The sequence below is a fragment of the Actinomyces ruminis genome, assembly GCF_002154335.2.
GTDB classification, from domain to species: Bacteria; Actinomycetota; Actinomycetes; order Actinomycetales; family Actinomycetaceae; genus Actinomyces; species Actinomyces ruminis.
This window is the reverse complement of sequence record NZ_MTPX02000007.1, coordinates 25,309-50,225: the sequence shown is the minus strand read 5'-3', so window position 1 is coordinate 50,225 and position 24,917 is coordinate 25,309. Positions and strand designations below refer to the sequence as shown.

Annotated in this window: 21 protein-coding genes and 3 pseudogenes; 17 read left to right on the top strand and 7 right to left on the bottom strand. The window is 67.2% G+C overall.

All coding sequences use genetic code 11. The annotated features are described in order from the left end of the window. The 14 genes and pseudogenes from BW737_RS00820 to BW737_RS00760 form a co-directional block, all read left to right on the top strand. On the top strand, positions 1-1,248 hold a 1,248-nt coding region (locus BW737_RS00820), incomplete at its 5' end, for an FtsX-like permease family protein (RefSeq protein WP_143233206.1). A 240-nt stretch (positions 1,249-1,488) separates the two neighbouring features. Further along, positions 1,489-2,271: a type IV toxin-antitoxin system AbiEi family antitoxin domain-containing protein gene (locus BW737_RS00815; RefSeq protein ID WP_086615407.1), complete on the top strand. Its 783-nt coding sequence runs from the start codon at positions 1,489-1,491 to the stop codon at positions 2,269-2,271. Beyond that, a complete protein-coding gene (locus tag BW737_RS00810; RefSeq protein WP_086615406.1) occupies positions 2,272-3,198 on the top strand; it encodes a nucleotidyl transferase AbiEii/AbiGii toxin family protein in 927 nt (308 codons plus the stop codon). A 248-nt stretch (positions 3,199-3,446) separates the two neighbouring features. Further along, positions 3,447-4,234 (top strand): annotated as a pseudogene (locus BW737_RS00805) (ABC transporter ATP-binding protein). Next, positions 4,234-6,723 carry an FtsX-like permease family protein gene (locus BW737_RS00800; protein WP_086615405.1) on the top strand — a complete coding sequence of 830 codons (2,490 nt, stop codon included), beginning with the start codon at positions 4,234-4,236 and terminating at the stop codon, positions 6,721-6,723. Before BW737_RS00805 ends, BW737_RS00800 begins: the two are co-directional and overlap by 1 nt. 151 nt (positions 6,724-6,874) lie before the next feature. Next, positions 6,875-7,081, top strand: coding sequence for an actinodefensin (locus tag BW737_RS00795; RefSeq protein ID WP_086615404.1), 207 nt, complete (start codon positions 6,875-6,877; stop codon positions 7,079-7,081). Between the two features lie 96 nt (positions 7,082-7,177). Continuing rightward, positions 7,178-8,338, top strand: coding sequence for an actinodefensin-associated protein A (gene adfA, locus BW737_RS00790; RefSeq protein WP_086615403.1), 1,161 nt, complete (start codon positions 7,178-7,180; stop codon positions 8,336-8,338). Next, positions 8,335-8,562, top strand: a complete 228-nt coding sequence (gene adfB, locus BW737_RS00785; RefSeq protein ID WP_257210313.1) for an actinodefensin-associated protein B — start codon at positions 8,335-8,337, stop codon at positions 8,560-8,562. Before adfA ends, adfB begins: the two co-directional genes overlap by 4 nt. A gap of 22 nt (positions 8,563-8,584) precedes the next feature. Next, complete coding sequence (locus BW737_RS00780; protein WP_257210312.1) at positions 8,585-9,376, top strand: hypothetical protein; 792 nt, start codon at positions 8,585-8,587, stop codon at positions 9,374-9,376. After that, on the top strand, positions 9,373-11,103 hold the full coding sequence (locus BW737_RS00775) for an ABC transporter transmembrane domain-containing protein (protein WP_257210311.1): 1,731 nt from the start codon (positions 9,373-9,375) through the stop codon (positions 11,101-11,103). The genes BW737_RS00780 and BW737_RS00775 overlap by 4 nt, the downstream gene beginning before the upstream one ends. Next, complete coding sequence (locus tag BW737_RS00770; protein WP_257210310.1) at positions 11,100-12,659, top strand: hypothetical protein; 1,560 nt, start codon at positions 11,100-11,102, stop codon at positions 12,657-12,659. Before BW737_RS00775 ends, BW737_RS00770 begins: the two co-directional genes overlap by 4 nt. A gap of 2 nt (positions 12,660-12,661) precedes the next feature. Then, positions 12,662-13,198 (top strand): alpha/beta hydrolase family protein, encoded by a 537-nt coding sequence (locus BW737_RS17215; RefSeq protein WP_257210309.1) that lies wholly within the window; start codon positions 12,662-12,664, stop codon positions 13,196-13,198. A gap of 17 nt (positions 13,199-13,215) precedes the next feature. Further along, positions 13,216-13,584 (top strand): hypothetical protein, encoded by a 369-nt coding sequence (locus BW737_RS00765; RefSeq protein ID WP_257210308.1) that lies wholly within the window; start codon positions 13,216-13,218, stop codon positions 13,582-13,584. A 217-nt stretch (positions 13,585-13,801) separates the two neighbouring features. Continuing rightward, positions 13,802-14,893, top strand: coding sequence for a S8 family peptidase (locus tag BW737_RS00760; RefSeq protein WP_180271963.1), 1,092 nt, complete (start codon positions 13,802-13,804; stop codon positions 14,891-14,893). Between the two features lie 12 nt (positions 14,894-14,905). On the opposite strand, the gene BW737_RS00755 is transcribed toward BW737_RS00760, so the two are convergent. Further along, a complete protein-coding gene (locus BW737_RS00755) occupies positions 14,906-15,580 on the bottom strand; it encodes a response regulator (RefSeq protein ID WP_086615398.1) in 675 nt (224 codons plus the stop codon). Positions 15,581-16,224: 644 nt separating this feature from the next. On the opposite strand from BW737_RS00755, the gene BW737_RS00750 reads away from it, so the two are divergent. Beyond that, positions 16,225-16,863 carry a sensor histidine kinase gene (locus tag BW737_RS00750; protein ID WP_086615397.1) on the top strand — a complete coding sequence of 213 codons (639 nt, stop codon included), beginning with the start codon at positions 16,225-16,227 and terminating at the stop codon, positions 16,861-16,863. Positions 16,864-17,378: 515 nt separating this feature from the next. Here the strand turns inward: BW737_RS00750 and BW737_RS00745 are convergent. The 4 genes and pseudogenes from BW737_RS00745 to BW737_RS00730 form a co-directional block, all read right to left on the bottom strand. Continuing rightward, a complete protein-coding gene (locus BW737_RS00745; protein ID WP_276567333.1) occupies positions 17,379-17,537 on the bottom strand; it encodes a hypothetical protein in 159 nt (52 codons plus the stop codon). A gap of 54 nt (positions 17,538-17,591) precedes the next feature. Continuing rightward, positions 17,592-18,610, bottom strand: a pseudogene (locus BW737_RS00740) (zinc-binding dehydrogenase). Positions 18,611-18,772: 162 nt separating this feature from the next. Continuing rightward, positions 18,773-19,627, bottom strand: a complete 855-nt coding sequence (locus tag BW737_RS00735) for an ABC transporter ATP-binding protein (protein ID WP_086615411.1) — start codon at positions 19,625-19,627, stop codon at positions 18,773-18,775. A 54-nt stretch (positions 19,628-19,681) separates the two neighbouring features. Further along, on the bottom strand, positions 19,682-20,743 hold the full coding sequence (locus BW737_RS00730; RefSeq protein ID WP_086615395.1) for an ABC transporter substrate-binding protein: 1,062 nt from the start codon (positions 20,741-20,743) through the stop codon (positions 19,682-19,684). Between the two features lie 72 nt (positions 20,744-20,815). Here BW737_RS00730 and BW737_RS00725 point away from each other — a divergent pair, with 72 nt between their 5' ends. Further along, positions 20,816-21,784, top strand: coding sequence for a FecCD family ABC transporter permease (locus BW737_RS00725; RefSeq protein ID WP_257210315.1), 969 nt, complete (start codon positions 20,816-20,818; stop codon positions 21,782-21,784). A gap of 119 nt (positions 21,785-21,903) precedes the next feature. Continuing rightward, positions 21,904-22,936 (top strand): annotated as a pseudogene (locus BW737_RS00720) (FecCD family ABC transporter permease). A gap of 9 nt (positions 22,937-22,945) precedes the next feature. Here the strand turns inward: BW737_RS00720 and BW737_RS00715 are convergent. Both BW737_RS00715 and BW737_RS00710 read right to left on the bottom strand, forming a co-directional pair. Continuing rightward, complete coding sequence (locus tag BW737_RS00715; protein ID WP_086615393.1) at positions 22,946-23,695, bottom strand: helix-turn-helix transcriptional regulator; 750 nt, start codon at positions 23,693-23,695, stop codon at positions 22,946-22,948. An 86-nt stretch (positions 23,696-23,781) separates the two neighbouring features. After that, positions 23,782-24,459: a GNAT family N-acetyltransferase gene (locus BW737_RS00710; RefSeq protein WP_086615392.1), complete on the bottom strand. Its 678-nt coding sequence runs from the start codon at positions 24,457-24,459 to the stop codon at positions 23,782-23,784. Between the last annotated feature and the right edge of the window lie 458 nt (positions 24,460-24,917).

Here is a 24,917-nt window from a genome sequence, read left to right as displayed (position 1 = left end):
CCCCGCCCGTCAGGCCACCCGGGTCTCGCCCCTGGTGGCCTGACGGGGCAGGTGGCCGATGAGCGCTCGCTCAGCCGTCGCCGGATGCGGACCGCCGCTGCCGGGGTGGTAGTTGCCCTGATCGGCCTGGGCATCACCTGGCTGGGCATGTGGGCGCAGGTAGTCATCTACACGGCCGTGGGTGCGGTGCTGATGGTGCTGGGCGTTCTGGCGGGGCTGCCGCTGCTCGTCGTCGGCGGGGCCCGGCTGGTGGAATGGCTCGGTGGTGGTGCCCGCCGGCCCGTGCTGCACCTGGCCGCCCGCAACCTGGCGCGAAATCCGGGGCGAGCCGCCGCCACGACCGCCTCCCTGCTGGTCACGGTCACGGTCGGCGCCACCCTCCTGTCCGGTATTGCCACCACCAACGCCTCCATGAACGCCATCATGGGCGCCAGCGCGCCGGTCGACATCCGCGTGGACGGGATCGCCGCCGCCGACGACGCCGCGGCGCTGGCCGCCCGCGCAAAGACCGCCGACGGTGTGGAACAGGCGGTGGTGGTCCCTGTGCTGGACGTGGGCATCACCCCAAGCGACTACGAGATCGACGAGATCACCGTGTCCGCGGTGGACCCGGCCGAGGTCGCCCCGGTTCTGCGCTCCGACAAGGGCCTGGAGGGGCTGGACGACGATACCCTCGTCCTGGCCAACGACTACGGTCTGGCCGAGGGCGCGGCCGTCACCCTCACCGGCTCTCGTGGAAGCGCGGAGTTGACCGTGCACGTGGCCGAGGCTGGTCTTGGGCCGGTAGTGACCCCGGCAGTCGCCGAGGAGCTGACAGGACAGGAACCGACGGCACTGTCTCTGTGGGTGCGTACCGCCGGGGACGGCACCGACACGAGCGTGGTCGACTCGGTGCGCGACGTGCTTCAGCGGCCCGACCTGGTGGTCAGCACCTCCGCCACCGAGCGCGCGAGCTTCAACAACCAGGTGAGCCGCATTGTCACCATCATTGTGGCGGTGTTGGCCTTCACCCTGCTGATCACCCTGTCCGGGCTGGCCAACACCACCGATGTGAGTGTGCTGGAGCGCTTCCGGGAGATCGGGGTGCTGCGCGCCACCGGGGTGCAGCGCGGCCAGGTGCGGCGCCTGTTCATCACCGAGCGGTGCTCACCTCCCTGCTGGGCGGGTTGCTCGGGGCGGTCATGGGGACGGTGTTCGGCATGGCGGCCGTGGTTGCCGTGTTCGGGCTCGACGCCGCGGACAGCCTAGTGCTGCAGGTGCCCTGGCTGGGACTCGCCGGGATTCTGCTGGCCGCCGCGGCCATCGGTGTGCTGGCGGCGCTGCGCCCCGCCGGCCGCGCCGCTGCCGTCGCCCTGTGAGCGCGCTGGCCCAGGAGTAGGGAGCGGCCCGGGGTTCGGGGCGGCCGCTCCGAGCGAGGCAAGTCGGAGACAGGAGCACTTCGCTTAGCTACTGTGCTGGCATGCACCCTCCTGCTGCGTTTGCTACATTATGGATGTAGCAAATGCAGCAAGAGGTCGTATGAGAACCGCAGACGCACTCCGCACGTTATCTTCCGCCACTGGTTCGCAGCGAGGCCTGATCACCACGGCTCAGGCCTCACGGCTCGGCATCGACCGAACCACACTCACCCGCCTGACTGCCTCCGACGGGCTGGTCCGTATTCGCCACGGCGTGTACGCACTGCCCGGCTCTGAAAGTGATCTGCACCAGGATGTTCGCGGCGCATGGCTAAGTACGGACCCGGGGCGGTTCGCAGACGAGCGCGTCGATGACCCGGACAGCCCCGCCGTTTCTCACACGTCCGCAGCGGCGCTGCACGGTATCGGCGAACTTATTCCGAGTCGTCATTCCTTGACGGCTCCAACCAGGAAACAGACTCGCCAGCCTGATATCCGCTACCGACAGGCCCCACTCACTGACAGCGATGTAACCGTCGTCGACGGCATTTCGGTCACCACCGTCCCGCGAACCATTGCCGACCTGGCCGCTGATCACACCGACGTGGAGCATCTTGCGGCAACCGTGAGAGACGCTGCCGGCACTTCGCAGGCCGACCTCGAGGAGATCGCCGTAGCGCTTGAGCCCTACACATCCGCGTACGGGCACAAAACCGGAGCCGATCTCGTCGCCGCACTCCTGACGATCGCCGGCCCGCCGTCTGCAGCCCTCCAAACTATCCGGTACGCGCCTGCAACGCTGATCCCGCAGATGGGGCTGGATGAGGCAACGACTCGGCGTCTGACTGCGGCTGTTCACGGGATGGGGGCGTAGATGATTGACCGGCTCGCCGCTTCGCGTCTGCGGCAGTCGTTGAACTCGCGCATCAGGCTTGAAGCCAGACGCCGCGGAGTCACTGCCGACGATATTCGTCAGCAGTACGTCTTCGCGCTGCTGACTAAGCGCCTGTTCGCCGATGAGACGGATGCGTGGCTGCTTTTGGGCGGTAACGCGCTGCTCATACGCACTCGGGGTGGCCGCTTCACCCGCGACGTCGACCTTGCCCGCGCACATGGCTGGACTGACGTAAAAGAGCTGAGAGAAGAACTCAAGTCGGCCCTGAGCCGCCCCATTGATTCTGATCCGTTCCGTTTTGAACTCCTCAACGTGTCGCCGCACAGCGCGCCCGACGCCTACGACTACGGCGCTCTGACGGCAAAGGCCGACGTCCGGGTCCTGCTCGGGGCCTCCGAGTTCAGCCGTTTCAGCATAGACATAACCACCCGGCGCCACATCAACGGTCCTGTTGACCGGCTTACCCCAGCACCGATCATCCAGCATGAGACGATCGCGGATCTACCGCCTGTGCCCACAGTGCCTGTTGAGAACCATCTTGCGGACAAGATCTGTGCGATATACGAACTGCACGGAGAGACACGCACGGCTTCCACGCGCTACCGCGATTTGGCAGACATCGTTCGCATCATTGTCAACCTCGACTTCGACGCCGCGAGACTGAGCGAAGTGGTGGATCACGAGTCCAGTCGCCGGCGAATCCCGAGGCCAACCGCGCTCGTCTCGCCTTCCCCGGGGTGGGAGCGTGCCTACTCCATTCAGGCGCGCGAGTTCGCCGAGTTTCCGGCAGCGCTTTATTCGCTCGACGCCTCGCTCAAGGTGGCCGCTGCGTGTCTGGATGAGGTCCTCAACGGTTCACGTCGTCAGGGACGCTGGGACCATACCTCCGCCCAATGGCGAGACTGAGGTTCCGATGTGGACCGCGGCTCGTACCGGGCGGAACGGGGAGCGGGAGCGTCAGGGACTACCCCGAGCGGTGTGACTGCGGTCTCGTCCTGGAGGTTGAGGGCGGGGTGGTGCGAAGGTAGTAGACGGCGCTGAGACTTTTGTCCGCGGCCGGCCGGTAGTTCCGACTTTCAGCGTATTTCCAACGGATTCTCCGGCTTCTAGCGTTGATCCCGTCAGCCAAAGCAAGCCGTTACGGAGGAACCCCGATGTCCGCCCCCACCGAATCCACCTACCTGGGCCTGTCCGGCGCCGACCCCGCCGCCCCGAAAGTGGTCGAGGCCCGCATGCTCACCAAGATCTACGGCACCGGCGGCGCGCAGGTCACCGCCCTGGACCACGTCTCCCTGGCCGTCAGCCGCGGCCAGTTCGTGGCCGTCATGGGGCCCTCCGGATCGGGTAAGTCCACGCTGCTGCACTGCCTGGCCGGATTGGACACCCCGAACTCCGGCAGCGTGTTCATCGCCGGGAAGGACCTGGCTCGGATGAATGACCGCCAGCTGACGGCGGTGCGCCGCGACCAGCTCGGCTTCGTCTTCCAGGCCTTCAACCTGCTGCCGCAGCTGACCGCGGAGGAGAACATCCTGCTGCCGCTGCGGCTGGCCCACCGCAAGCCGGAGCGGGACTGGTACGACGCCGTCATCGACTCCCTGGGGATCGGGGACCGGCTGGAGCACCGGCCCAGCGAGCTGTCCGGCGGCCAGCAGCAGCGTGTGGCGGTGGCCCGCGCCTCGTGGGACGGCCGGAGGTGATCTTCGCCGACGAGCCCACCGGGGCCCTGGACACCGCGTCGGCCGCATCCCTGCTGGAGACGCTGGCCCGCATGTGCGAGGCCCTGGGGCAGACGGTGGTCATGGTCACCCATGATCAGAACGCGGCCGGGGCCACCAACCGGATCGTTCGGCTGCGGGACGGGCGGATCGTCGGCGACGACGTGCTCTCCCGGCCCACCGGCCAGCACGCCGCCCCGGCGGCCGCCGTGCAGGGGGTGCGCTGATGCCCGCCATGCTTGACCTGCGCCGCACCGTGGCCGCCCTGGTGGCGGTCGCCATGAGCGCGGCGCTCATCGTTGTAAGCCTCATCATCTCCGATTCCTCGACCGCGCAGATGACGGCGGCAGCTCGCGCCTCGGTCGGCGACGCCGATGTGGTCGTCATCGCCGACAGTCACGATGACGCCACGGGCGGAACCCTGCCCGAGCAGGCGGTCCGGGACGTCGCTGCCGCCGACGGCGTGGCCAGTGTGCGTCCCTATATCGAGGGCTCGACGTGGATTGTGCATCCAGCCGGTTCTGCGTACGACTCGCATTCGTTCGTGCTGGAGGTGCCGGAGATACGCGGTGGCACACGTTTGACGGCGGGGCACCTGCCGGAGAAGGAAGGAGAGGTAGCCCTCTCCCCGGCTGCTGCGCAGACCCAGGATCTTGAAGTTGGGAGCACCGTTTCCTTCCAACCGGATTCTGACGCCGAAGCGAGTTCAACTGCGACGGTTGTGGGCATAATCCAGCCTGGTGCCGAGATCACTCGGCAGGGGACAGACGCGGCTTATGTCTTTGCGACAGCGGAAGAACGTGCGGTGCTCGGTGTTCCGGAGACTCCTGTTGTTCTATATGTGACGGGCTCTGCGGGTGCAAATACCGCTACGCTCATGAATTCGGTCCAGCAGGTTGTGCAGGCCTCTCAACCGGGTGCGGGTGTTTACGACGCCTCCGATATTGTGGTCATGCGGACTTCCGGACAAAGTTCGGTGAATTCGGTGACGATGACACTGTTCCAGCTACTGGGGCCGGTGTGCGCCGTGGTTGCGGGAATCGTGATCGCGACGACGTTCAGTACGATGGTGGCCCGGCAGGCGCGCCAGACCGGTCTGCTGCGCTGCATCGGTGCGACCCGCCGCCAGGTGCTCGGAGCGGTGCTGCGCACCGGGCTTATCACCGGGTTGGTGGGCTCGGTTCTGGGCGCCGGACTCGGCGTGGGATTGGCAGCGTTGGTATCACGTGCAGGCCTGATCGAAGGTCTGGAACGGGAGTATTTCACGGTGTCCTGGCGTTCACTCCTATTGGGTGTACTCCTCGGAACCGCGGTGACACTGGTGGCGGTGCTGCGTCCGGCCCGTCGCGCCACCCGCGTCTCGCCCCTGGTGGCCCTGACCGGGCAGGTGGCCAATGAGCGCTCGCTAAGCCGTCGGCGCGTGATCAGCGCCATCATGGGGCTGGTGGTAGTCGTAATCGGTTTGGTTATAACCGGATTGAGCATTCAGGCGCGAGTTATCGAGTACACGGCGGCTGGCGCAGTGCTTCTGGTACTGGGTGTGTTAGTAGGACTGCCGCTGCTAGTTATCGGTGCCTCCCGCGCCGCGGAGCGACTCGCAGGCGGTGCGCGTCGGCCGGTGTTGCAACTCGCCACCCGCAATCTGGCCCGCAATCCGGGGCGCGCGGCGGCAACCACCGCCTCACTGCTGGTTTCCGTGGCCGTCGCCTCCACCCTGATCACCGGCATCACCAGTGCGCGCGCTTCAATGGATGGATACATTAATAGCGGCAGTCCCATAGACATCCAGGTCAGCGGTATTCCCGCCGATGCTGATACGTCCACGCTGACCGCCCGGGTAGAGAACGTGGACGACGTTGATCGGACGGTCCTGGTGCCGACGTTCGATGTGAGTATTTCTTCGGATATGACGGCGGACAATACGATCACTGTGTCCGCAGTGGATGTGGCTGAGGTCGCTCCGGTCGTACGCTCCCACAACGGACTGGAGGGTCTTGACGACAATACGTTGATTGTCGGAGAAATCTATGACCTGCCCGAGGGAACGCCTGTGACGCTCACAGGACCTGCGGGCAGTGCCGAACTGACCGTACACGTGGAGGAAGGCGGCTTCGGGCCGGTTATTACGGCTGCGGTCGCAAAGAATCTGGTCAGAGACAATCCCGTGGGTTCATCTCTGTGGGTGCGCGTCATCGGTGATGGTAGTGACACTGCGGTAGGTTCGGAGGTGCGTCAACTCCTGCAAGGGGAGGGTTACTCCATTACGACCACGGCAGCAGGCCGCACCACATTCACGGAGTACCTCAACTGGATTATGGCGGTTATCTCCGTAGTACTGGCCTTCACACTGTTGATCGCTCTTTCCGGAATGGCCAACACCACGGATGTGTGCGTGCTGGAACGAGTCCGGGAGATCGGGGTACTGCGTGCTATGGGCGTACAACGGCGTCAGGTAGGAGGGCTCTTCATCACCGAGTCGGTCCTGACCTCGCTGCTGGGCGGTGTGATCGGAGTCGTTCTCGGTGCGGTCCTTGGGCTGGCCAGTGTAGCCGCAGTAATGGGAGCCGACAGCGGCTCGGAACTCGTACTGCGGGTGCCCTGGCTATGGCTGGTGGCGATCCTGCTCGCAGCGGCGGTGGTCGGTGTGCTCGCCGCCCTGCGCCCCAGCAGCCGTGCCGCGTCCATAGTCCCCGTGACCGCGATTGCTCAGGAATGAAGCCGCTATAAACAAGCTCGCCATCACCACATCCGTTCCTTCATTACAGAACACACAGACTTCCCCAAATCGGGGAAGGCGTGCGGAAACCTCCGTGCGTCAACGACTCCCAGGCGCGATCACGCCCGGGAACATTCGAGAGGAACACACCATGAGGAAGTTCATTCGCCGCAGCAGCAGCCTCGCCGCCGCTAGCTTCGAGCAGGCGCTCCGGTCCGAGACCCAGGCGCCCCTTGAGGGAGCCGAGGGTTTCGGCTGTCCCAATGAGTACAAGTGCAACCGGCACTGCAAGAGTGTCAACTACCGGGGCGGGTACTGCGACTTCTGGACGGCGCGACTCCGCTGCACCTGCTACTGATCGGTAGCGAGTGTTGCTCGGGCCCATTCCATGCCGGTGCCACGGCTTGGAATGGGCCCGAGGCCCGAACCTCTGACAACCTCAAGGTCCACACCAATGAGCACTAACCTTACATCTTCGGCCTCCCCCTGGGCAGAGGCTGCGGAACTGCTGCGCAACGACGCCGGCTCCTGGGATTCCGTGACAGAGGAGGCGTTGGCCGCAGACCACGCCTCCGCCAGCCTCATGTTCGTGATCGCCGGCATCGCCGGCGTGCGCCCGTCCTTCGGTCAGTCACTCTTCACCGGGGTGCTCCGCCGCACCCCCGGAACCCGCCTTGAAGGAGACGCGATCACTCCGTACGAGCAATCGCAGTATGACCTTGAGCCCCGTTTTATCGGCGAGGCCGAGCGGGTGCTAGCGAAGGCGCTGCACCAGCACGGTGTGAATGGGGACATCCGGTCATCACACGTAGTCGATGACCTCGTAACTCGCTACGTCAGCGAGCTGGTCACTTCCGCGGCCACGTCCTCATCCGAGCCTCCCGTACAAGTGGAAGCACAGGACATCGACCTGCGTGGTATACGTGACCTCATTGGCGCCGTGGAGGCCGAGCAAGAACGGCAGCAGTCACGCGGCGGTTTTCTCGACCGGCTGCTGCGCAGCGGTCGCCGGAACTCGAAGCCCGATCAGGAGGAACACCAATCCACGTCTGAGGATGTCGTCTCGGAGATCGAGGTCGCCCCGCAGTGGCTCACGGTTGACGCCATCAACATGATCGATGTGGCCCGCATCGTGTCGCTCGCCTCCTGGCAGGAGGCCATAAAAGGGCTGCCCCCGCGAGTGTGCCAACTCCTGTGGACCGCGGCGGGCAAGCCTGCAACCTCCGGGGCCAGTACCTACCGCCCCGCCCACGATCCGCGGGTCATCGCCGCCTTCGCCGCTGTTCCCTACAAGGAGCGCTCGGCGAGCGTACGGCCCGGCGTGCGCACCCATGACGCCGTCATCTGCCGACGTTACGGAAGAGACCCGATCGACGACGGCGCGGCCGCGCGGCTTGAGGCGGTGCGCGAGGCGGCAAGCGCCTGGGGTACCTGGCAGGAGGAGCTCGCCGACGGCGCCCTGGCCGCCCGCGGACTCATCGACACCGAAGGGCTGGCGCAGATCGGCCAGGACCCCTTCCTCAGGCAGCAGTACGCCCCAGATGTGAAGAACACCGTAGAGACAGAGAGGTGGTTGACGTCATGGCTGGACGCTGGCGGCTCGCTGAAGGAATGAGCCTCACACACCTTGAGAACGGTGGCTGGGCCATTGCCGACCTGCGCCGACTTTCCGTATATGAGCTCGATGAGGGCACCGGCGAACTGGTCGAGCAGGCCCTGCTCGGAGACCTCGTGCCCATAGACTCGCCGGTTCTCCAGGAGGCGGTCACTTCCGGGGTTCTGATTGAGACGGACAGCAACCGGACATCCGAAACCGAGCCCAGCGACTCGAAGCAATGAGGAAGAACAAGGAGACACAATCATGGATGTACTGATCACCGTCCTGATCGGGGGAGCGGCAGGGGTCCTGCTCGGCACCGCCGGCGCCAAGCTCTGGGCCACTGCGCGCATGCGCCTGGCCTGGCCCGAAGGCGCCAACTTCCTCAACCTCCACCTGTCCAGCGGGTTCGTCATCGCCGTGGAGATCCTGGCCGCGGCGGCCGCGCTCGCCCTACCGAGTGCGCGCCTGGCCTGCCTCATACTCGCCGGCGTGTACGCCGCCTTCGTCATCGGCGCCACCACCCTGCGCGGGCAGGAATGCGGCTGCTTCGGCGTGGCCGGAATGAAGGTCGGCAGGCTGCATATCTGGGGCTGCGCGCTCGCTGCCGTGGCGCTGACCGCGGCCGCCGTGCTCGGCGACGGAGCCGCCTCACCTCTGCTGGCGCGCCTGGCCGTCGCGGCGGCCTCAGCACTGGTCATGACGCTGGCTATCGCCCTGTGGAACAATCGCAGCAAGCAGGCACAGGTGCCCAGCGCGGAGCACGACCGCCTCCTAGTGGTGCTCTCCCCGACCTGCACCGCCTGCTCCGCGCTCAAGATCATGGAGAAGCACGAGGTCAATGACATCGAGGCGGGCGGCACGATCCGCTGGGTCGATCGCGACTCCGAACCCGCCACTCGCCTGCGTGAGGTCGGCGTAGACGTATCCGCGTTCCCGGCCGTCGTCTCCATGTCCACTGCGGACCCAAGCGACGCACACGTGGAATCAGGACTACAGGAGTGCCGGGAGGTGCTGCAATCATGGCGGGAACGTCACCTCGTCGCCCAGCCGTGAGCTCCGTGCGGCACTTCTGGGCCTCCGCCTGCGGCAGGGTCACACGGGCCATCCTGCCCGCCATCATCGGCATCTCCCTACTGCTGGCCGTCCAGGCCGGACTGGCCGTGGTCTCGCCACTCATGTTGCAGCGCATCATTGACGCCGCCGGCCCGGGCGTCTCCGTCACGGTGGTCATCATCCCCGGGCTGCTCGCCGCGGCCGCCGCACTGGCGAACGCGGTCGTCGGCTTTGCCGCACAACGAATAACCGTCGTCACCGGGCAACGCTTCCAGGAGCACCTGCGGGTGCTCATGCTGGACAAGCTCACCCGGCTGCCGTCCTCGGCCGTTGCGGCTGCGCCGAATGGAGACGCGCTTTCGCGCATCACCAATGACACCGCGCAGGCCCAGTCATTCGTCTCCGGCATTCTCCCGCAGTTGACCGGGCTGGTGACGCGGTTGGGCGTGCTGCTGGGGGTAATGTGGTCGCGCTCCTACACCATCACCTTGACCGTCCTGGTGCTGGCGCTGGTGCTCATGGTGCCCACCGAGAAGGTCTCACGCACGCTGAGTGCCGCGACCGATCACATGCTTGAGGCGATGTCCGCCTTCAGCAACACCGTCGCCGACCGCATGGGAGTATCCGGGCATCTCTTCGCCCGCACCGCGGCCAGTATCCGGGGTGATCACCGTCGTGCCGAGCAGACAGCGGCGGGGGTGCGCACCTCTTACACGCGCATGATCACGATCGATGGTCTCTTCTCAACGGCGCTGGACTTGATCGGCACGGTGGGGACCGTGGTGGTGCTCGTCATCGGGGGTCGCTCGGTCATTCGTGGTGAGATGACCGTTGGTGAACTCGCTGCGCTCTCCGTCCTCGTCCCCCAGCTGTACGCGCCGCTGCAGGGTGCCTCGGGGATGCGTACCGGTCTGGCCACCTCCTGGGCGGCGCTTTCACGCGTGAACGAGTTCCTGGAGGCGGACGAGCACTGGTACGAACCGACCAGTGCAGACACCGCCATCACGCCGCACGGCAGTGAGAGTCTGGCTGTCCGCGAGGTCGACTACTCGGTCCCGACCGACACCGGCAGCACCGTGCTGCTCGACGCCGTCGACCTGACTGCCAGCCCCGGGGAGGTCGTCGCCGTGGTCGGACCGTCAGGCAGCGGCAAGACCACGCTGTTGACCCTTATTGCCGGAGCCAACCGCCCCACGCACGGCAGCATCACCGTGGGCGGCTACTCCCCGGCCGAAACCGGGACCGAGGCCTGGAACGGCATGGTGCAGCTGTGTCCGCAGGAGCCCTTCTTCCGCAGCGGGACGCTGCTGGAGAACTTCCGCGCGGTGCGACCTGACATCAGCGAGGAGCACGTGCGGCAGCTCTGCGCACGCGTCGGCCTGGACTTGGACCGCCTGGGAGACCGCTCGGGCATGGACACTATGCTCGGCGAGCACGGCATGCGCATCAGTGGCGGTGAGCGCGCGCGCCTGGCCATCGCCCGGATGCTTGCGCTGGACCCCTACGTGCTGCTGTTTGATGAGCCCACGGCTGCGCTCGACGACGAGGCCACTGACCGCTTCATCGTCACCCTGCTCGACCTGCGCCGGGACCACTGCATCGTCGTCACCACTCACGATGCGCGCCTCACACCGGTTACCGACCGCAGGTACCGCATGGAAGCCGGCCGACTCACACCGATGACCACCGCTACAGTGGGAGCAGTGGGCGCCGGAGTCCCCTCATGACGGGGCAAGCGGCCGGGCATGGCCCGGGGGAGCATCCCGAAGCGATTGGTAAGGGGCTGGGACGTGTGGAGGTCCACACGCTCACCGACGCCCGGACGGGTGCACAGGTCCGGCTGGAGCAGCCCACGCACCCGGCTGTGGCGCGCCCGCGCACGGACCTGCTGCGCCACCGGGGCATCGCCTACGACCTCATCAGTGGCGATCTCATCCCCACCCCCGTGCCCGAGGGATACCTGGGCGTCGTCGAACCGGACGGGAAGAGCACACTGCTCGCAGACACCGCGCAGGGCCTGCCCCGCCGGCACGGCGAACACGGCTGGGTCTACTGCCACCGTCAAGGTGACGGGCGAGTACAGGCCAGCGCGCGCGAGCATATGGAGGCGGATCCTGTCGGCTGGGGCCTCTCCACTCGCTCACTGCTCGGCCTGCGTCCGAACAATGCCGGGCGGACCCGCCTGTGGCAGCTCGGCAAGCACGTGATCTGGCTCCGCCGGGAGTACCCGGTTTGCCGGACGATTCCCCGGCACAGCACGGGGGAGGGGGCGTGGCCGGATGCGGTCGTTGAGGAGCTGTTCTGCGCCGGGGCATGCACCGTCATGATGGATGACGTCCCACTCACCGGGCTGCCGGCCGGAGCAGCAGTCCTGCTCGAGGCGGAGGACTCGCTCATCCTCGGTATCGCCGCCACGGCGACCGAGCTGGCGGCATTTCTGAGAGAAGACCACGTCAACCACTACGTCGTATCGGCGACCTCGCAAGGAGACATCTGCGAGTCCTCGCCTATAGGAGACCTACCCCGCAGCTCGGTGGCCCACCGTGACACCGGGGGCGGCAGGGCCGTGGTCTTCACCGAGCGCCTGCCGGGCCGGACCACCTCCTACATGGTGGCGGACGGCGCGGTCGTCGCCACGCTGGGGGAGGCGGTGGATCACTACACCGGCGTGCCCGGTCTCAACGGCGCCTGGGTCGAGCGTCGGAGGCCGGACACCGTGCGCTGGCCCGGAGGCTGGTGGAGTGACGGAACCGAAGTGGAACGACTCCTCCCGGGTGACGACCGCGGCCGGGTGCGGGTGATGACCGGACGTACTCGCGGCTACCGGCAGATTGCGATCACATCCGACCAAGCCGGAGGCCTTGCCGACCACTACGACATACCACCTGTTCCTGCCGACGAAGCGCCAACGGCATACGGAAGGCGCGAATCCATATCCCGGCCTGGCCGGGCGCTATGGGTGCCTCCCGTTGACGACCCTGTGGCAGGCACTTCCGCATCGGTCGTTACTCGCAGCACGCTGGGACATGAGGTTGAGGCGATTGCCAGTGATTCGGCGCAGGGCGTCGCACCGTTGGTCTGGTTCGACTCATCCTGGACCGTCCCCGGACTGGCCCCGCATCTCACGTGCATCGACATCGGCTCGCTGCCGATCGGCTCCGCCCAGTGGTGCCACGCCGGCTCGCGCCCGGTGATCCGCATCGGTATCGACTACGAGGCCCTGGCCCGCACGGACACAGACGGAATCGTGAATGTGCTAACCAGGCCTGGCAGGCGGCCCTGAACGTGATCGCCGAGACGCTCCCCGGCAATACCGGCACACCGTTCCTCGGAGGCCATAGCTTCGGGGCTGCGCTGGCCGCCGTGGCCGTGCTCCGTGACCTGGTGTCTCCTGCCGGAGCGATCCTGCGCAGTGGTGCCTACGACCGCTACGCCACTCCCGGCGGATTCGAGCACGACCGGCGCACCGTCGCCTCCGCCCCCGATCTGTACCGCCTGATGAGCGTGGTCTCACGAGCGCACGCACACCGGGGCATACCGTTCCTGATCACCTGCGGCGGCGACGATGAGAACTCCGCTACCACCCCCCGCCAGTCCCAGATCCTTTACGAGAACCTGACGCTGTATGGCGCCGACGCCACCCTCGCCGTCTTCGGCGGAGAGGGGCACGTCTTCGCTGCCAGGCAGTCGATCCTGGAGCAGTGCAGGCTCGAAGCCGAATGGATGTCCGAACGGGCTGGTGAGTCAGGCGTCAGCTCCCAGAGCTTCAGCCAAACCGCGTACCTACAACACCGAACAACCTCTGACTCTGAAGGACAGTAAACATTATGAACCGCAGCATGCGATCCGAGCTCAAGGCCGCCGTCCGCACCGTCCGCTCCTCCCGGGAGGAAGCAGGCATGCAGGACTGGATACCCCGCACCGGTGAGTCCTCCCATGAATCCCTGGAACAGGTTGAAGCGACACTGCTGCGCCTACGCGATCTGCTGCAGAAGGAAGGACGCGAACTCGTCGGGGACGTGGAACGCGACGCCGCCGTCGTCCTCGCCGCCAGACGCCAGGGCCACATCATTGACCTGGTGATCGGTAGGGAACGTGCACCCTACAGTGGCGAGGCCGGATTCCTGTCGTGGATCGAGCACAATGGCGAGGTCGCACTGACCACCGCGCCCGTGCGACAGCTGTATGAAAAGGTCGCCCGATGGTGACGGCCAATTCACCGCTGCCGCTGTCGCTCCCGAGGCGCCGGTCGGGCGGCAGCCTCATGTCCGCCGTGATCTCGCTCGTGTTGGCGCTGGAAATTATGCCGCTCGCCTCGGCCACGCCGCGGACCGAATACCGGCGTGCGGAGCCGCTGGCATCCCAGCAGTGGTACCTGAACTGGAACGAACGCGGCACCCGGCCCTGGGACGCGCCGGAGTATCGGTGGGGATCATTGACACAGGCGTCGACGCCACCCACCCGGAACTGGCCGCCGCCTACAACACCGAGGACAGCCGCTCCTTCCTGCCGGACCAGGCTTGCAGCATGGACCCCGACTGTGCCGATCCCGGAGTGGATCCGCTCGGGCACGGTACCGGCGTCGCCGGCATCATCGCGGCGGCACGGGACGGCCGCGGCATCGGTGGGGCAGCACCCGGAGTTGACCTGGTCAGTCTGAAGGCGGGCGACGCCACCGGCAGTTTCTCCACCGAGGCCGTATCCCAAGCGATCCGCTACGGGGCTGACACCGAACTGGACATACTGGTCATGGCCTTCACCACCGACCCGTGGTTCCGATACTGCACAGACGCCCCGGGCGACACCGCCGAGGAACGCGCCCAACAGGCCGCCGATCTGGAGGAGATCGAGTCCGCGCTCGACTATGCGGCGGCTCACGGGACCATCCTCATCGCGGCAGCCGGCAACGAGGGCTTCGATCTGGACCACGGCACCGCTGACTGGTTCAGTTCCGGCTATTCCGGGCAGGGACCACGCGAGGTCAACGACAGCTGCGTCACCATGCCTGCCCAGTCCGATGCCGTCATTACTGTGGGCGCGGCCAACGCTACGGGCGAGCGTGCCAGCTACGCCAACATCGGCCAGGCCGTGGATATCGTCGCTCCCGGCGGCGAGCCGCTCTGGTACGACGAAGACGGGGTGCCGCATGGGCAGGATACGGCCATCCTGACCACTGTTCCCCAGGGGCTGCTCCGCGATGCCGGCGTTCTCGCCGAAGACGGCAGTTCCACGTCCCCGGAGGTCATCGCCGAATGCGACCAGCGCACCGACACGTGCCGCTATTACTGGTACGTGTGCGGCACCTCATATGCCGCTCCACAAGTGGCTGCGGCCGCGGCCATACTGATCGCACGCGGTACGCCCGCCTCCCGAGCGGGAAACAAGCTGCTGGCCCTGGCCTCACCGATCGGCTGTCCCGCGCAGGACAGCGAACTGCTGTGCCAGGACCGGGCAGCCGGAGGCAACACCTGGTACGGCTCCGGGACCCTTCGACTGGGCAGATTCGCGAGGTGGTGACCGAGCTCCAGGCTACTGTTGAGCCTTGGTGGCTTCGATTACGAGCCTGAGGCGTGAGTCCACGCCGTACTTGTGCATCAGACTTGACACGTGGCGTTTGACGGTGCTCTCGGCGATGAACAGCTTCTCCGCGATCTCTGCGTTGGACATGCCCTCGCACAGTAGGTCCAAGACGTTCTGCTCAGCAGGAGTAACGCCGTCGGGAGCATGCCCTTGCCGCACCGGGCGCAGATGCTCGGCGACCAGTCTGGAGGCAGCGTCCGGGGAGATGGCGGTGCCGCCCTGGTGCGCGGCGACGATGGCGCGGACGACGTCGTCCGGCTCCGCGGTCTTGTACAGGAAGCCGTTGGCGTGCTGCGTAAGTGCAGTCAACATGGCAGTGTCATCGTCGAAGCCGGTTAGGACCACCACGGCTATCTCTGGAGACTCCTGCTTGATGCGCGACAGCAGCTCGAGGCCGTCCATGCCGGGCATCCGTACATCGGTGAGCACAACGTCTACGCGCCTGCCGCGCAGGAACCGAAGCGCATCCGTGGCGGACTCGAAGACGTGCAGCAACTCGATCTGGGGCGCGCTCTCCAGGTAGTTGCGTAGTGCGTGCAGGACGTACACGTCGTTGTCCACCACGACCACCCGGATGGGGGCGTCGCCGGCTCCCTCCGTCGGAAGTGCATCAGGGCTAGGCATGCCCTAAGCTTAAGCCCGAACCCGTTCCCGTCGGGAGCTGTTGCCGTGTCTGTGTTCTCTTCGCTACGTTCGTCCCTGTTCTCTTCGCTACGTTCGTCCCTCTCATTGCTGTCGCGCTCATCTCCGCTTCCTGATCAAGATGACCCGGATCTGTGGCGTCCAACGGCCCGAACGCACCTGCTGCACCTCGGTGTGGCCGTGTTTCTGATAGTTCTATCGCCTTATCTAGGTACGCCTCTCGAGACAACGGCTATTGTATTGACGGTTGTAGCGTTATTGGCATTGCCTCTCACTTCGGTCATATTTGGTCTGGGCGCCGGGGCGAGTTTTGTAGTGATGTGGGTCGCTTCGGCGGTTCCGCAAACTACCGGGGTAATCCCATCGATGGCTGTCTGGGGTGCTGCGGCTATGCTTCTTGCGCGCGGGTTGTCGCGGCAATTGGTGTATGGCTATATAGCTGCTGCTGTAGCGGTTATTGTCTACTATGACACCAGGCAGGAAGTATTCGGTGCATCTTTAGTCTGGATAGCGATAATCGGTGTTCCGTGTGTCATATTTGGAGAGTTGTTGCGTCATCAGCGCAAACGAGCCATTGATGTGTCGCGGCAGCGGCGTAAACTGCTCGCGCGACAACGACGCTTCTTATGTCTGAGCTTCACGACACGGTTGCTAATGATCTAGCGTATGCGGTGATGGCTGCAGAGCGTTTGAAAATCGCTCGTCCGGACGATAGTGATCTGGCTCGTGAGTTGAACGGAGTGATCGAACCTGTGCGTACAGCCGCGGCCCAGTTGCGGCGCAGTCTGCGGAGCATGAATGCGACTGATAATGATGCTGCTTTGGCGCTCTTGTCTGTTGTGCCGCCGCGTCCCGTCATCCAAGTGCTCGACGATACTAGACGTGTATTGGCGGGGCGCCAAGCTTCCTTGGAGGCGGAGGGAGTCGATCTGTTTGACGAGGATGGAGTCTTCACTCCGGGTACGCGACAGCAGGTGGTTCGCGTGATTGGAGAGCTTGTAAGCAATGCGGCGAAATACACTTCTGTCAATGGTTGCGCGCGGGTAGTGGCCGAGGTTAATGGCGATGTGCTCGAGTGTATGGTGACGAATTCTGTTGATGCAAACCGCTCGAAGGACAAGGCGCTTTCGTCTGGGGTCGGTTTAGAAGGGGCGCGCCTCCGAGTGGAGGCCCTTGGTGGTGAGTTTATTACGAACCGGGGTGGGGGGCGCTGGACAGTGGTCTTCACAGTACCTCTGCACACCGCGCAGCAGGTTTCAAAATAGGGCTATTGGAGTAATTGGCGATCGTTCGGTGAGGTGTCTACTACTTTGGGCGTGAATTTCGATTGAGGTGTGCTACTAAAGTCGCTGACTAGTGTCGACTTACGTGGTATAGCGTTTTCGGCGCATGGCAGGAATGATGGTTTCGTCATCTCGTGCAGAGGGAAGGGTAAGCATGTCCGTGCGTTCAAGCGTTTTTGCCATGTTTGTCAGTGTGGCACTCATTGTATGTTCGATGTCCTCGCCTGTGTCGGTCTCGAATGGTGAACGGCTTATGGGTGAAAGTGGCGCTGTTTCCTATGTAGTGGCACCCTCTAGTCTCTTACAGTGCTTGAATAACAAGAAACTGCCGCCTGTGGGGTTCTGTATCAAGTGACTCGTAGACAGGGGCCGTGGTGGTGTTTCACCTGATCGAGTGGCTGCGTACGGTCAGGCCGCTGCATGAGGAGTCTCCGCGTCTGCAAGGACTTGTTCTCGGATGAGCGGGATGCAGGGAGCGGCGGGAGGTCTGGTCGCCGCTAGTCCGACGTCTTCACCTCGCGCAGCACCCGGGCGGGCACACCGCCCACCACAACGCCCGCGGGCACGTCCCGGGCTACCACCGCCCCGGCGGCGACGATCGCGCCGACCCCGATGCTCACCCCCGGGCAGACGACGGCGCCCGCCCCGATCCACACGTCGTCACCGATGGTGGAAAGAGACGGGCGCGCGCGCCGTACTGCGGGAGCGGCTCAGACCTCGAGCAGGACCTTGATCTCGCGGCGCTCGTCCATGGCCCTGTAGCCCTCGGCGGCGGCGTCGAGCGGAATGCGGGAGGTGAAGACCTGCCGGGGTGGATCTCGTCGGCCTGGATGCGCTTGATCAGGTCGGGCAGGAAGCGGCGCACCGGGGCGGGGCCGCCGTGCAGGTGCACCTGGGAGAAGAACAGGTTGAAGCCGTCAATCTGCTGGTCGTGGCTCACGCCCACGAAGCCGACATAGCCGCCGGGGCGGCAGGAGGCGATGGCCTGGTCCATGGAGACCTGGTTGCCGACCGCCTCGACCACGCCGTGGGCGCCGTAGCCGCCGGTCAGCTCCTTGACCTTGGCGGCGCCCTCCTCGCCGCGCTCGGCGATGACGACGTCGGCGCCGTACTCGCGGGCCAGGGCGGCACGGTCCTCGTGCCGGGAGAAGGCGATGACCCTCTCGGCGCCGAGCGTCTTGGCGGCCAGCACGGCGGACAGGCCCACCGCGCCGTCGCCGACCACGGCGATGGTCTTGCCCGGGCCGGCCTCGGCGGCCACCGCGGCGAACCAGCCGGTACCCAGCACGTCGGAGGCGGCCAGGTAGTCGGCGATGCGGTCGGGGTCGTCCGGCATTCCGCCGGGCACGGCCACGAGCGAGCCGTCGGCCAGTTCCACGCGCATGTACTGCGCCTGGGAGCCGGTGTAGTGGCCGGCGTTGGCGCAGCGGGACGGGTACCCGGCCTGGCAGATCTCGCAGGTGCCGTCCGAGAGCATGAAGGAGCCGATCACGAAGTCGCCGACCTTGAGGGTCTTGACCTCCTCGCCCGCCTCCACGATGGTGCCCACGTACTCGTGCCCCATGGGCCGGTTCTCCACCGGCTCCAGGCCGCGGTAGGGCCACAGGTCGGAGCCGCAGATGCAGGCGGCGGCCAGCTTGATGACGACGTCGGTCGGCTTGACGACGCGGGGCACCTCCACGTCCTCGACGACGACGTCGCCGGGGCCGCGCATGACGACGGCGCGCATGGTCTCGGGCAGGGCAGTGGCAGTCACGAATACTCCTAGATTCGGGATGATGCGGGGCGAACAGCCCACGCCGGTTGTTCGTCACCGTCCAGACTAAGGCCGCCGGGCTCCGGTCCGCCAGGTATTGCCAGGGCCTGGCAACATGCCGGGTGGTTCTTGGCGTCAGCCTGCGGCAGGCTCGCCCCTGTCGGGGTCGCACCCGCGCGGCAGCGGCAGCACCAGCGGCGTGCCGGTGAGCGGGTCCGGGGCCACGTGCACTTCCAGGCCGAACACCTCCTGCACCAGCCCCGGGGTGATCACCTCCCGCGGGGCGCCGTTGGCCATAATGCGGCCCGAGCGCATGGCGATGATGCGGTCGGCGTAGCGGCACGCCTGATTCAGGTCGTGCAGCACCGCCACGATCGTGGTGCCGAGCTCGGCGTTCAGCTCCCGGCACAGCTCCAGCACCTCCACCTGGTGGGCCAGGTCCAGGTAGGTGGTGGGCTCGTCCAGCAGCAGCACGTCGGTGCGCTGGGCCAGCGCCATGGCGATCCACACCCGCTGCCGCTGCCCGCCGGACAGGGAGGCCACCCGCCTGCGGGCCAGGTCGGTCACCTGCGTGCGCTCCATCGCCTCCGTGACCGCCGCATCGTCGTGCACCGACCACTGGTGCAGCAGCGACTGGTGGGGGTAGCGGCCCCGTGCCACCAGCTCGTGCACGGTGATGCCCGCCGGCGCGATCGACGACTGGGCCAGCATCCCCACCCTGCGGGCGAAGGACTTCGGCCGCAGGTTCGCAATGTCCTCGCCGTCGAGCAGCACCTGCCCGGAGTCGGGGGCGAGCACCCGGCTGAGGGCCCGCAGCAGCGTGGACTTCCCACAGGCGTTCGGCCCCACAATCATGGTCACCTCGCCCGGGGGCACGCGCACGCTCAGGTCGGATATGACCGGGTGCTCAGGGTGGTAGGACAGGGACACGCCCCGGGCCCGCAACTCGCTGCGGCCCGGGGCGGTCCCGGTCGGGGTGCTGCCGCCCATGGCGGTCTTGACCGTGACGGCCACGGTAAACGCGCTACTGCTCGTGGCCCGCGCTCACTTCACCGTCCGGCTGACCGTATCCAGGACGACGCGCGCCGCCGTCGGGCCGGCGTTGAGGTAGAAGGGGTCGTCCTCAACCTGCACGGCCTGACCGGCCTGCACCGCCGCCAGCGTCGACCACAGCGACATGCTCGTCAGCTCGGTCTCGTCCCCGCCCTGCACGCCGTACAGGATCCAGTCGGCGTCGGCCTGGTCGAGCTGCTCCTCGGAGATGTCCTGAGAGGTGTCGTCGGTGAAGGTCTGGGTGTCCGGGCGGGCCACGCCCATGTCCGCCAGCACCGAGCCGGCGAAGGAGACGGCCCCGAAGATGCGGGTGCGGTCCCCGTTCTTGCGCAGCAGCGAGATGGTGGTGTCCGCAGTGATGCCCTGGCCGGCGGAGGCGGCGTCGGTGTGGAAGGTGTCCAGCCAGGCCTGGGCCTCCTCCGGCTTGCCCAGGGCGTCGGCCAGCAGCAGGAAGTCCTGCTTCCAGTACTGTCCGGTGCCCTGTGTGGCCACCGTGGGGGCGATCTCGCTCAGGGAGGTGTAAAGGGACTCGGCGTCCTTACCGGCGATGTTCATCAGGATCAGGTCGGGGGAGAGGGCGGCGATGGCCTCCACGCTCGGCTCGGTGCGCGAGCCGACGTCGGTGATCTCGGCCAGGGCGTCGGCGGCGTCGGGGAAGGCGGTGGGCAGGTAGTCGGGGACGGTGCCGGCGCCGTCGCCGGAGGTGGCACCGACCGGCACGACACCCAGCGTCAGGGCGGCGTCCAGCTGGCCGGTGGAGATGATCACGACCCGCTGCGGGGACGCCTCGATGGTGGTGTCGCCCAGGAAGTGGGTGACGGTGCGGGGGAAGACGTCGTCTCCCTGACCGGAGCCCATGCCGTCGGGGATCGTGGTAGGGACGGTGGCATTGCCAGCGGCGGCACTGGCCGCATCCGCGGCGGCGGAGGCGTCTGCGGATGCGGAGCCGGTGGAGGTAGAGGTCGTGGAGCCGGAGCAGGCGGCGAGGACGGGGACAGCGACGGCGGCGCCGAGCACGCCCAGGGCGGTGCGGCGCGAGAACAGAGAACTCATGCGGTGAGGCTATCCTAAGGAACTGTGCATCGTGCAAGTGGCGTCCGTCCCCTCGCCCCGAACGCCTGGGCGCTGCTGGGCGGCCTCGGCCTACTGGCCGCCCTATGCCTGCTCAGCCTCGCCGTCGGCTCCCGGCCGCTCGGCCTCGCCGAGGCCTGGGACGGGCTGCGCGCCCACGACGACACGGTCGCCTCCCTCATTGTCTGGCGGCTGCGCCTGCCCCGCACCGCGCTGGCCGTCGTCACCGGCGCAGCCCTGGCCGTGGCCGGGGTGGTCATGCAGGCGCTCACCCGCAACCCGCTGGCCGATCCCGGCATTCTGGGCGTGAATGCCGGCGCCTCCCTGGCGGTGGTGCTGTCCGTCTGGCTGGGCGGCATCACCGCCGTGTCCGGCCACCTCTGGTTCGCCTTCGCCGGCGCGGCGCTCGCGGCCGCCCTGGTCCAGCTCATGGCCCGCCGATCCGCCGAGGCGGGCCCGACCCGGCTGGTGCTGGCCGGCATCGCCCTGGGCGCCAGCCTGAACGCCATCACCGGCACCATAACCATGTACGACACCAGCGCCTTCGACTCCTACCGCTTCTGGGTGGTGGGCGCCCTCGAGGGACGCGACGCCGCCCTGCTGGCCTGGGTCGCCCCGTTCCTCGCAGCCGGGCTCGCCCTCGCCCTCGCCTCCGGGCACACCCTCAACGTCCTGGCCCTGGGGGAGGAGCAGGCCACCGCGCTGGGTGCCCGGCTGGGGCGGGCCCGGGCGCTCGCCCTGCTCGCCATCACCCTGTTGTGCGGGGCGGCGACGGCGGCGGTCGGCCCCATCTCCTTCGTGGGGCTGGTGGTGCCCCACGTGCTGCGGCTGGTGCTGGGCGCCGACCAGCGGCGGCTCCTGACCGCCTCCCTGGTGGCCGGGCCGATCCTGCTACTGACCGCGGACATCGTGGGACGCGTCCTGATCCGTCCCGACGAGCTGGAGGCGGGCGTGGTCACCGCCTTCAACGGCGGCCCCGTGCTACTGGGCATGGTGCTGCGGCGTGGGGAGGGACGTCGATGAGGCAGAACTGGTGTCGCAGCGCCGCTCGCGGGACTCCGGAGGAGACGGCGGCAGCGCCCGACGGCGTCGGCTCCGACTGCTCCAATCCCCGGTCCGCCGTCGGCCCGCCCGCCGGGAACCTGCTGCTGCACCCGGGCGGCGGTCGCAGCCTGCTGGCGCGCCGTCGGGCCCTGGCCGTGGCGGCAGCACTTGTGGCGATCGCGGCGGCCGTGGGCGTCTACACATTGCTGACCGGCGCCTACGAGCTGTCCGTCGCGGACGCTGCGGGTGCTGGCCGGGGAGGGCGACCGGGTCGACCGCTTCATCGTGCTGGGGCAGCGGCTGCCCCGCGTGGTCGCCGCCGTCCTGATCGGCGCCATGCTGGCCGTCTCCGGCGCCCTCTTCCAGAGCCTGTCGCGCAACCCGCTGGGCAGCCCCGACATCGTCGGCTTCACCACCGGCGCCACCACGGGCGGCCTGCTGGTCATCCTCGTGTCCGCGGCCTCCTCCACCGCCACCATCGCCCTGGGCACCACCGTGGGCGGCTTCGTGACCGCCGCCGTCGTGGTCGTGGTGGCCATGCGCCGCGGGGGCGCCGGCGAGAATCTGGTGCTCGCGGGCGTCGCCCTGTCCCAGACGCTGTCCGCGGTCAACGACTACCTGCTCTCGCGCGCCACCATCCAGCAGGCCGAGGTGGCCCGCGCCTGGCAGTACGGCTCCCTGAACGCCATCACCTGGGCGCAGGTGCGTCCCCTGGCGGTGGCCGCCGCCGTGCTGATCCCCATGGCCATCTGGCTCGGCCGCCCGGCCGCCGTCCTCGAGCTGGGCGACGACGCCGCCACCTCCCTCGGGCTCGGCGTGGGGCGGCTGCGGGCCGCCATGGTCGGCTACGGGGTGGTGCTCGCGGCCGTATGCGTGGCCGTGTCCGGCCCCATCGGCTTCCTGGCGCTGGCCGCACCCCAGCTGGCGCGGCGACTGGCGCGGACGGCGGGGCTGACGCTCGGGGTGTCCGCCGCCATGGGCGCCGCCCTGCTGGTGGTCGCCGACCTGCTGGCACAGCGGCTGCTGGCACCTTTCCAGATCCCGGTCGGGCTGCTGGCCGCGGCCTGCGGCGGGCTGTACCTCATGTGGCTGCTGGGGCTGCGGGCACCAGACGCACCTGGGCGGCTTTGACCACCGCCGTCAGCGGTCGTGAGCAGACCTCGTCGTGGCTGTTTCCGCCGTGACATGGCAGCCATCGGCGCACAGCGGAGCCACTGAGAACTGGATCGATTTCACGGGGACGGCCGCTGCGCCGTCGGCCGTTGAGACATCCGGCGACGCCCCGGCGTAGCGCTCGTTGAGGAATCCCTCATGCATGAGGCATACCAGCGGGTGGGGCGGGCGCGATGAAGTCATCAAGGGGCAAGCCTTGAGAATCACCTGCTCGCCGTCGAAATCGGGGGCGAAACCCATGCGGGACAGATGCGGCAGCAGCGCCGTCAGCTGCGCCGCCGAGAGGATTTCCTGTGCCGGAGGGTCCAAAGGATCGGCGGGCGTCAGTTGCGCCCAGCGACGGCCGATCGCCAGCGCCCGGAGCCGGGCCTGTTCGCCGTCGCCGAGTTGCTCGACAATGGCGTCGAGCAGGGTCAGATAGGAGCCGACCACCTGCGCCGGGTCGGGTCCGGCCGGCGCATAGCGCAGGGCGGGGCGACCACGGCGCCCCGTGGAGCTGGTGGACACGGTGACTAGGCCCGCCTCGGCCAGGGCGTCCAGGTGCTCGCGCACCGTGTTGTGGTGCAGGTTCAGCGTCCGGGCCACCTGGGCCGCCGTCAGCGGATGGGGCGTGTGCTCTACCTCCTCAAGCACGCGACGGCGTGCCTGGGACAGTTCGGCCCGCGCAGACAGGTCCGTCCATGCGGGGCGGGGAAGAGGCACCGCTGGGACGGACATATGCACAGGCTAACGTCTGTCAAAGTCTGAAGTCGCGAAAACGATCGGCTGAACACAGTATGTGTTTCCTCGTCCTCGGCCGTCCCTCACCGCTGCGGACATGCGGGGCGGGTCATGGCCCAGTAGACCGGCAGCGGTGGAGCAGCAAGCGTTGCCGTCAAGCCGAATCCCAGGCGCTGGTACAGCCGTCGCGAGCCAGGCGTGGTCGATTCCAGATGCGCGGTCATGCCGTCGGCGTCCACGCGTTTAAGACCGTGGCGCAGTAGTGCGGTGCCGGTGCCATTGCCGCGGGCCTCGGGAACGACGGCGAGCATGTACAGGTACCAGTATGGATGGGGCGGCTGGGCGGCCGCGCACTGGGCGATGTCGAGTCGCACCAGGTCCCAGGCGTCGCCGAGCAGGCTCGGATCGAGACCGGTGGACAAGTCGGGACCGAAGGCGCTGGTTGCTTCCTCGCCGAGGGAAGGGGCGTCCCACAGCGCGACGCCGAGCACGCGCTCGCCGAGACAGGCGTCGTCGTCGGTCACCAGGTCCACGTGCGCGCCGGCGCGGCGGGCGGGATCGGGGGAGAGATAGCGGCCGCCCAGCTCACAGCGATGCAGATGGTCCAGGGCCGCCCGCGGGTCAGGAGCTGCCGCGGCAATGGTGCGCATGAGCGGGTCGGTGGCGAACACCGCGGTGAGTAGTTCGGCCACAGCATCCAGGTCCGCTGTCTTACCGGGGCGGATCACCGGGGTGGTGGTGCTGGTTGACACGCGGGCCATGGCTGCTTTCCTCTCGCTGAGACCGGCACGAGTATCACCCAGAGATTAGACGGGCTCTTTGTGCTTGCGGGTGTGGGGGCCTTCTGCAACGCCACTTCGGGGTTAACAACGCCTGTTAACGGTCTGCTGAAGGGCTCCGAGATATACAGCAGAACGTTAAGTAGCGTTGTTAACGCCCCACCGGCGTAGTAGACACCTCAACCCACCACACGCCCGACCAGTCCGGCTGGCCCCGTGCACATCAGGTGCAGCTGGCGGAGATGTCCCTGGCCGAACTGGATCGGTGTGTCGCACAGGGACGGTTCGCCACTGCCTCCATGCTGCCAACGGTGCTCGCTGCGCGGGCCTTCGTCGCCGCCGGGCCCGGGCGGAGAGCCATTATCTGCAGCCTCATGGAGACAGCCGGCATGCTGAGCGGAAGCACGGGAACCGTCATCCACGTCTGGCCCGCCATTGCC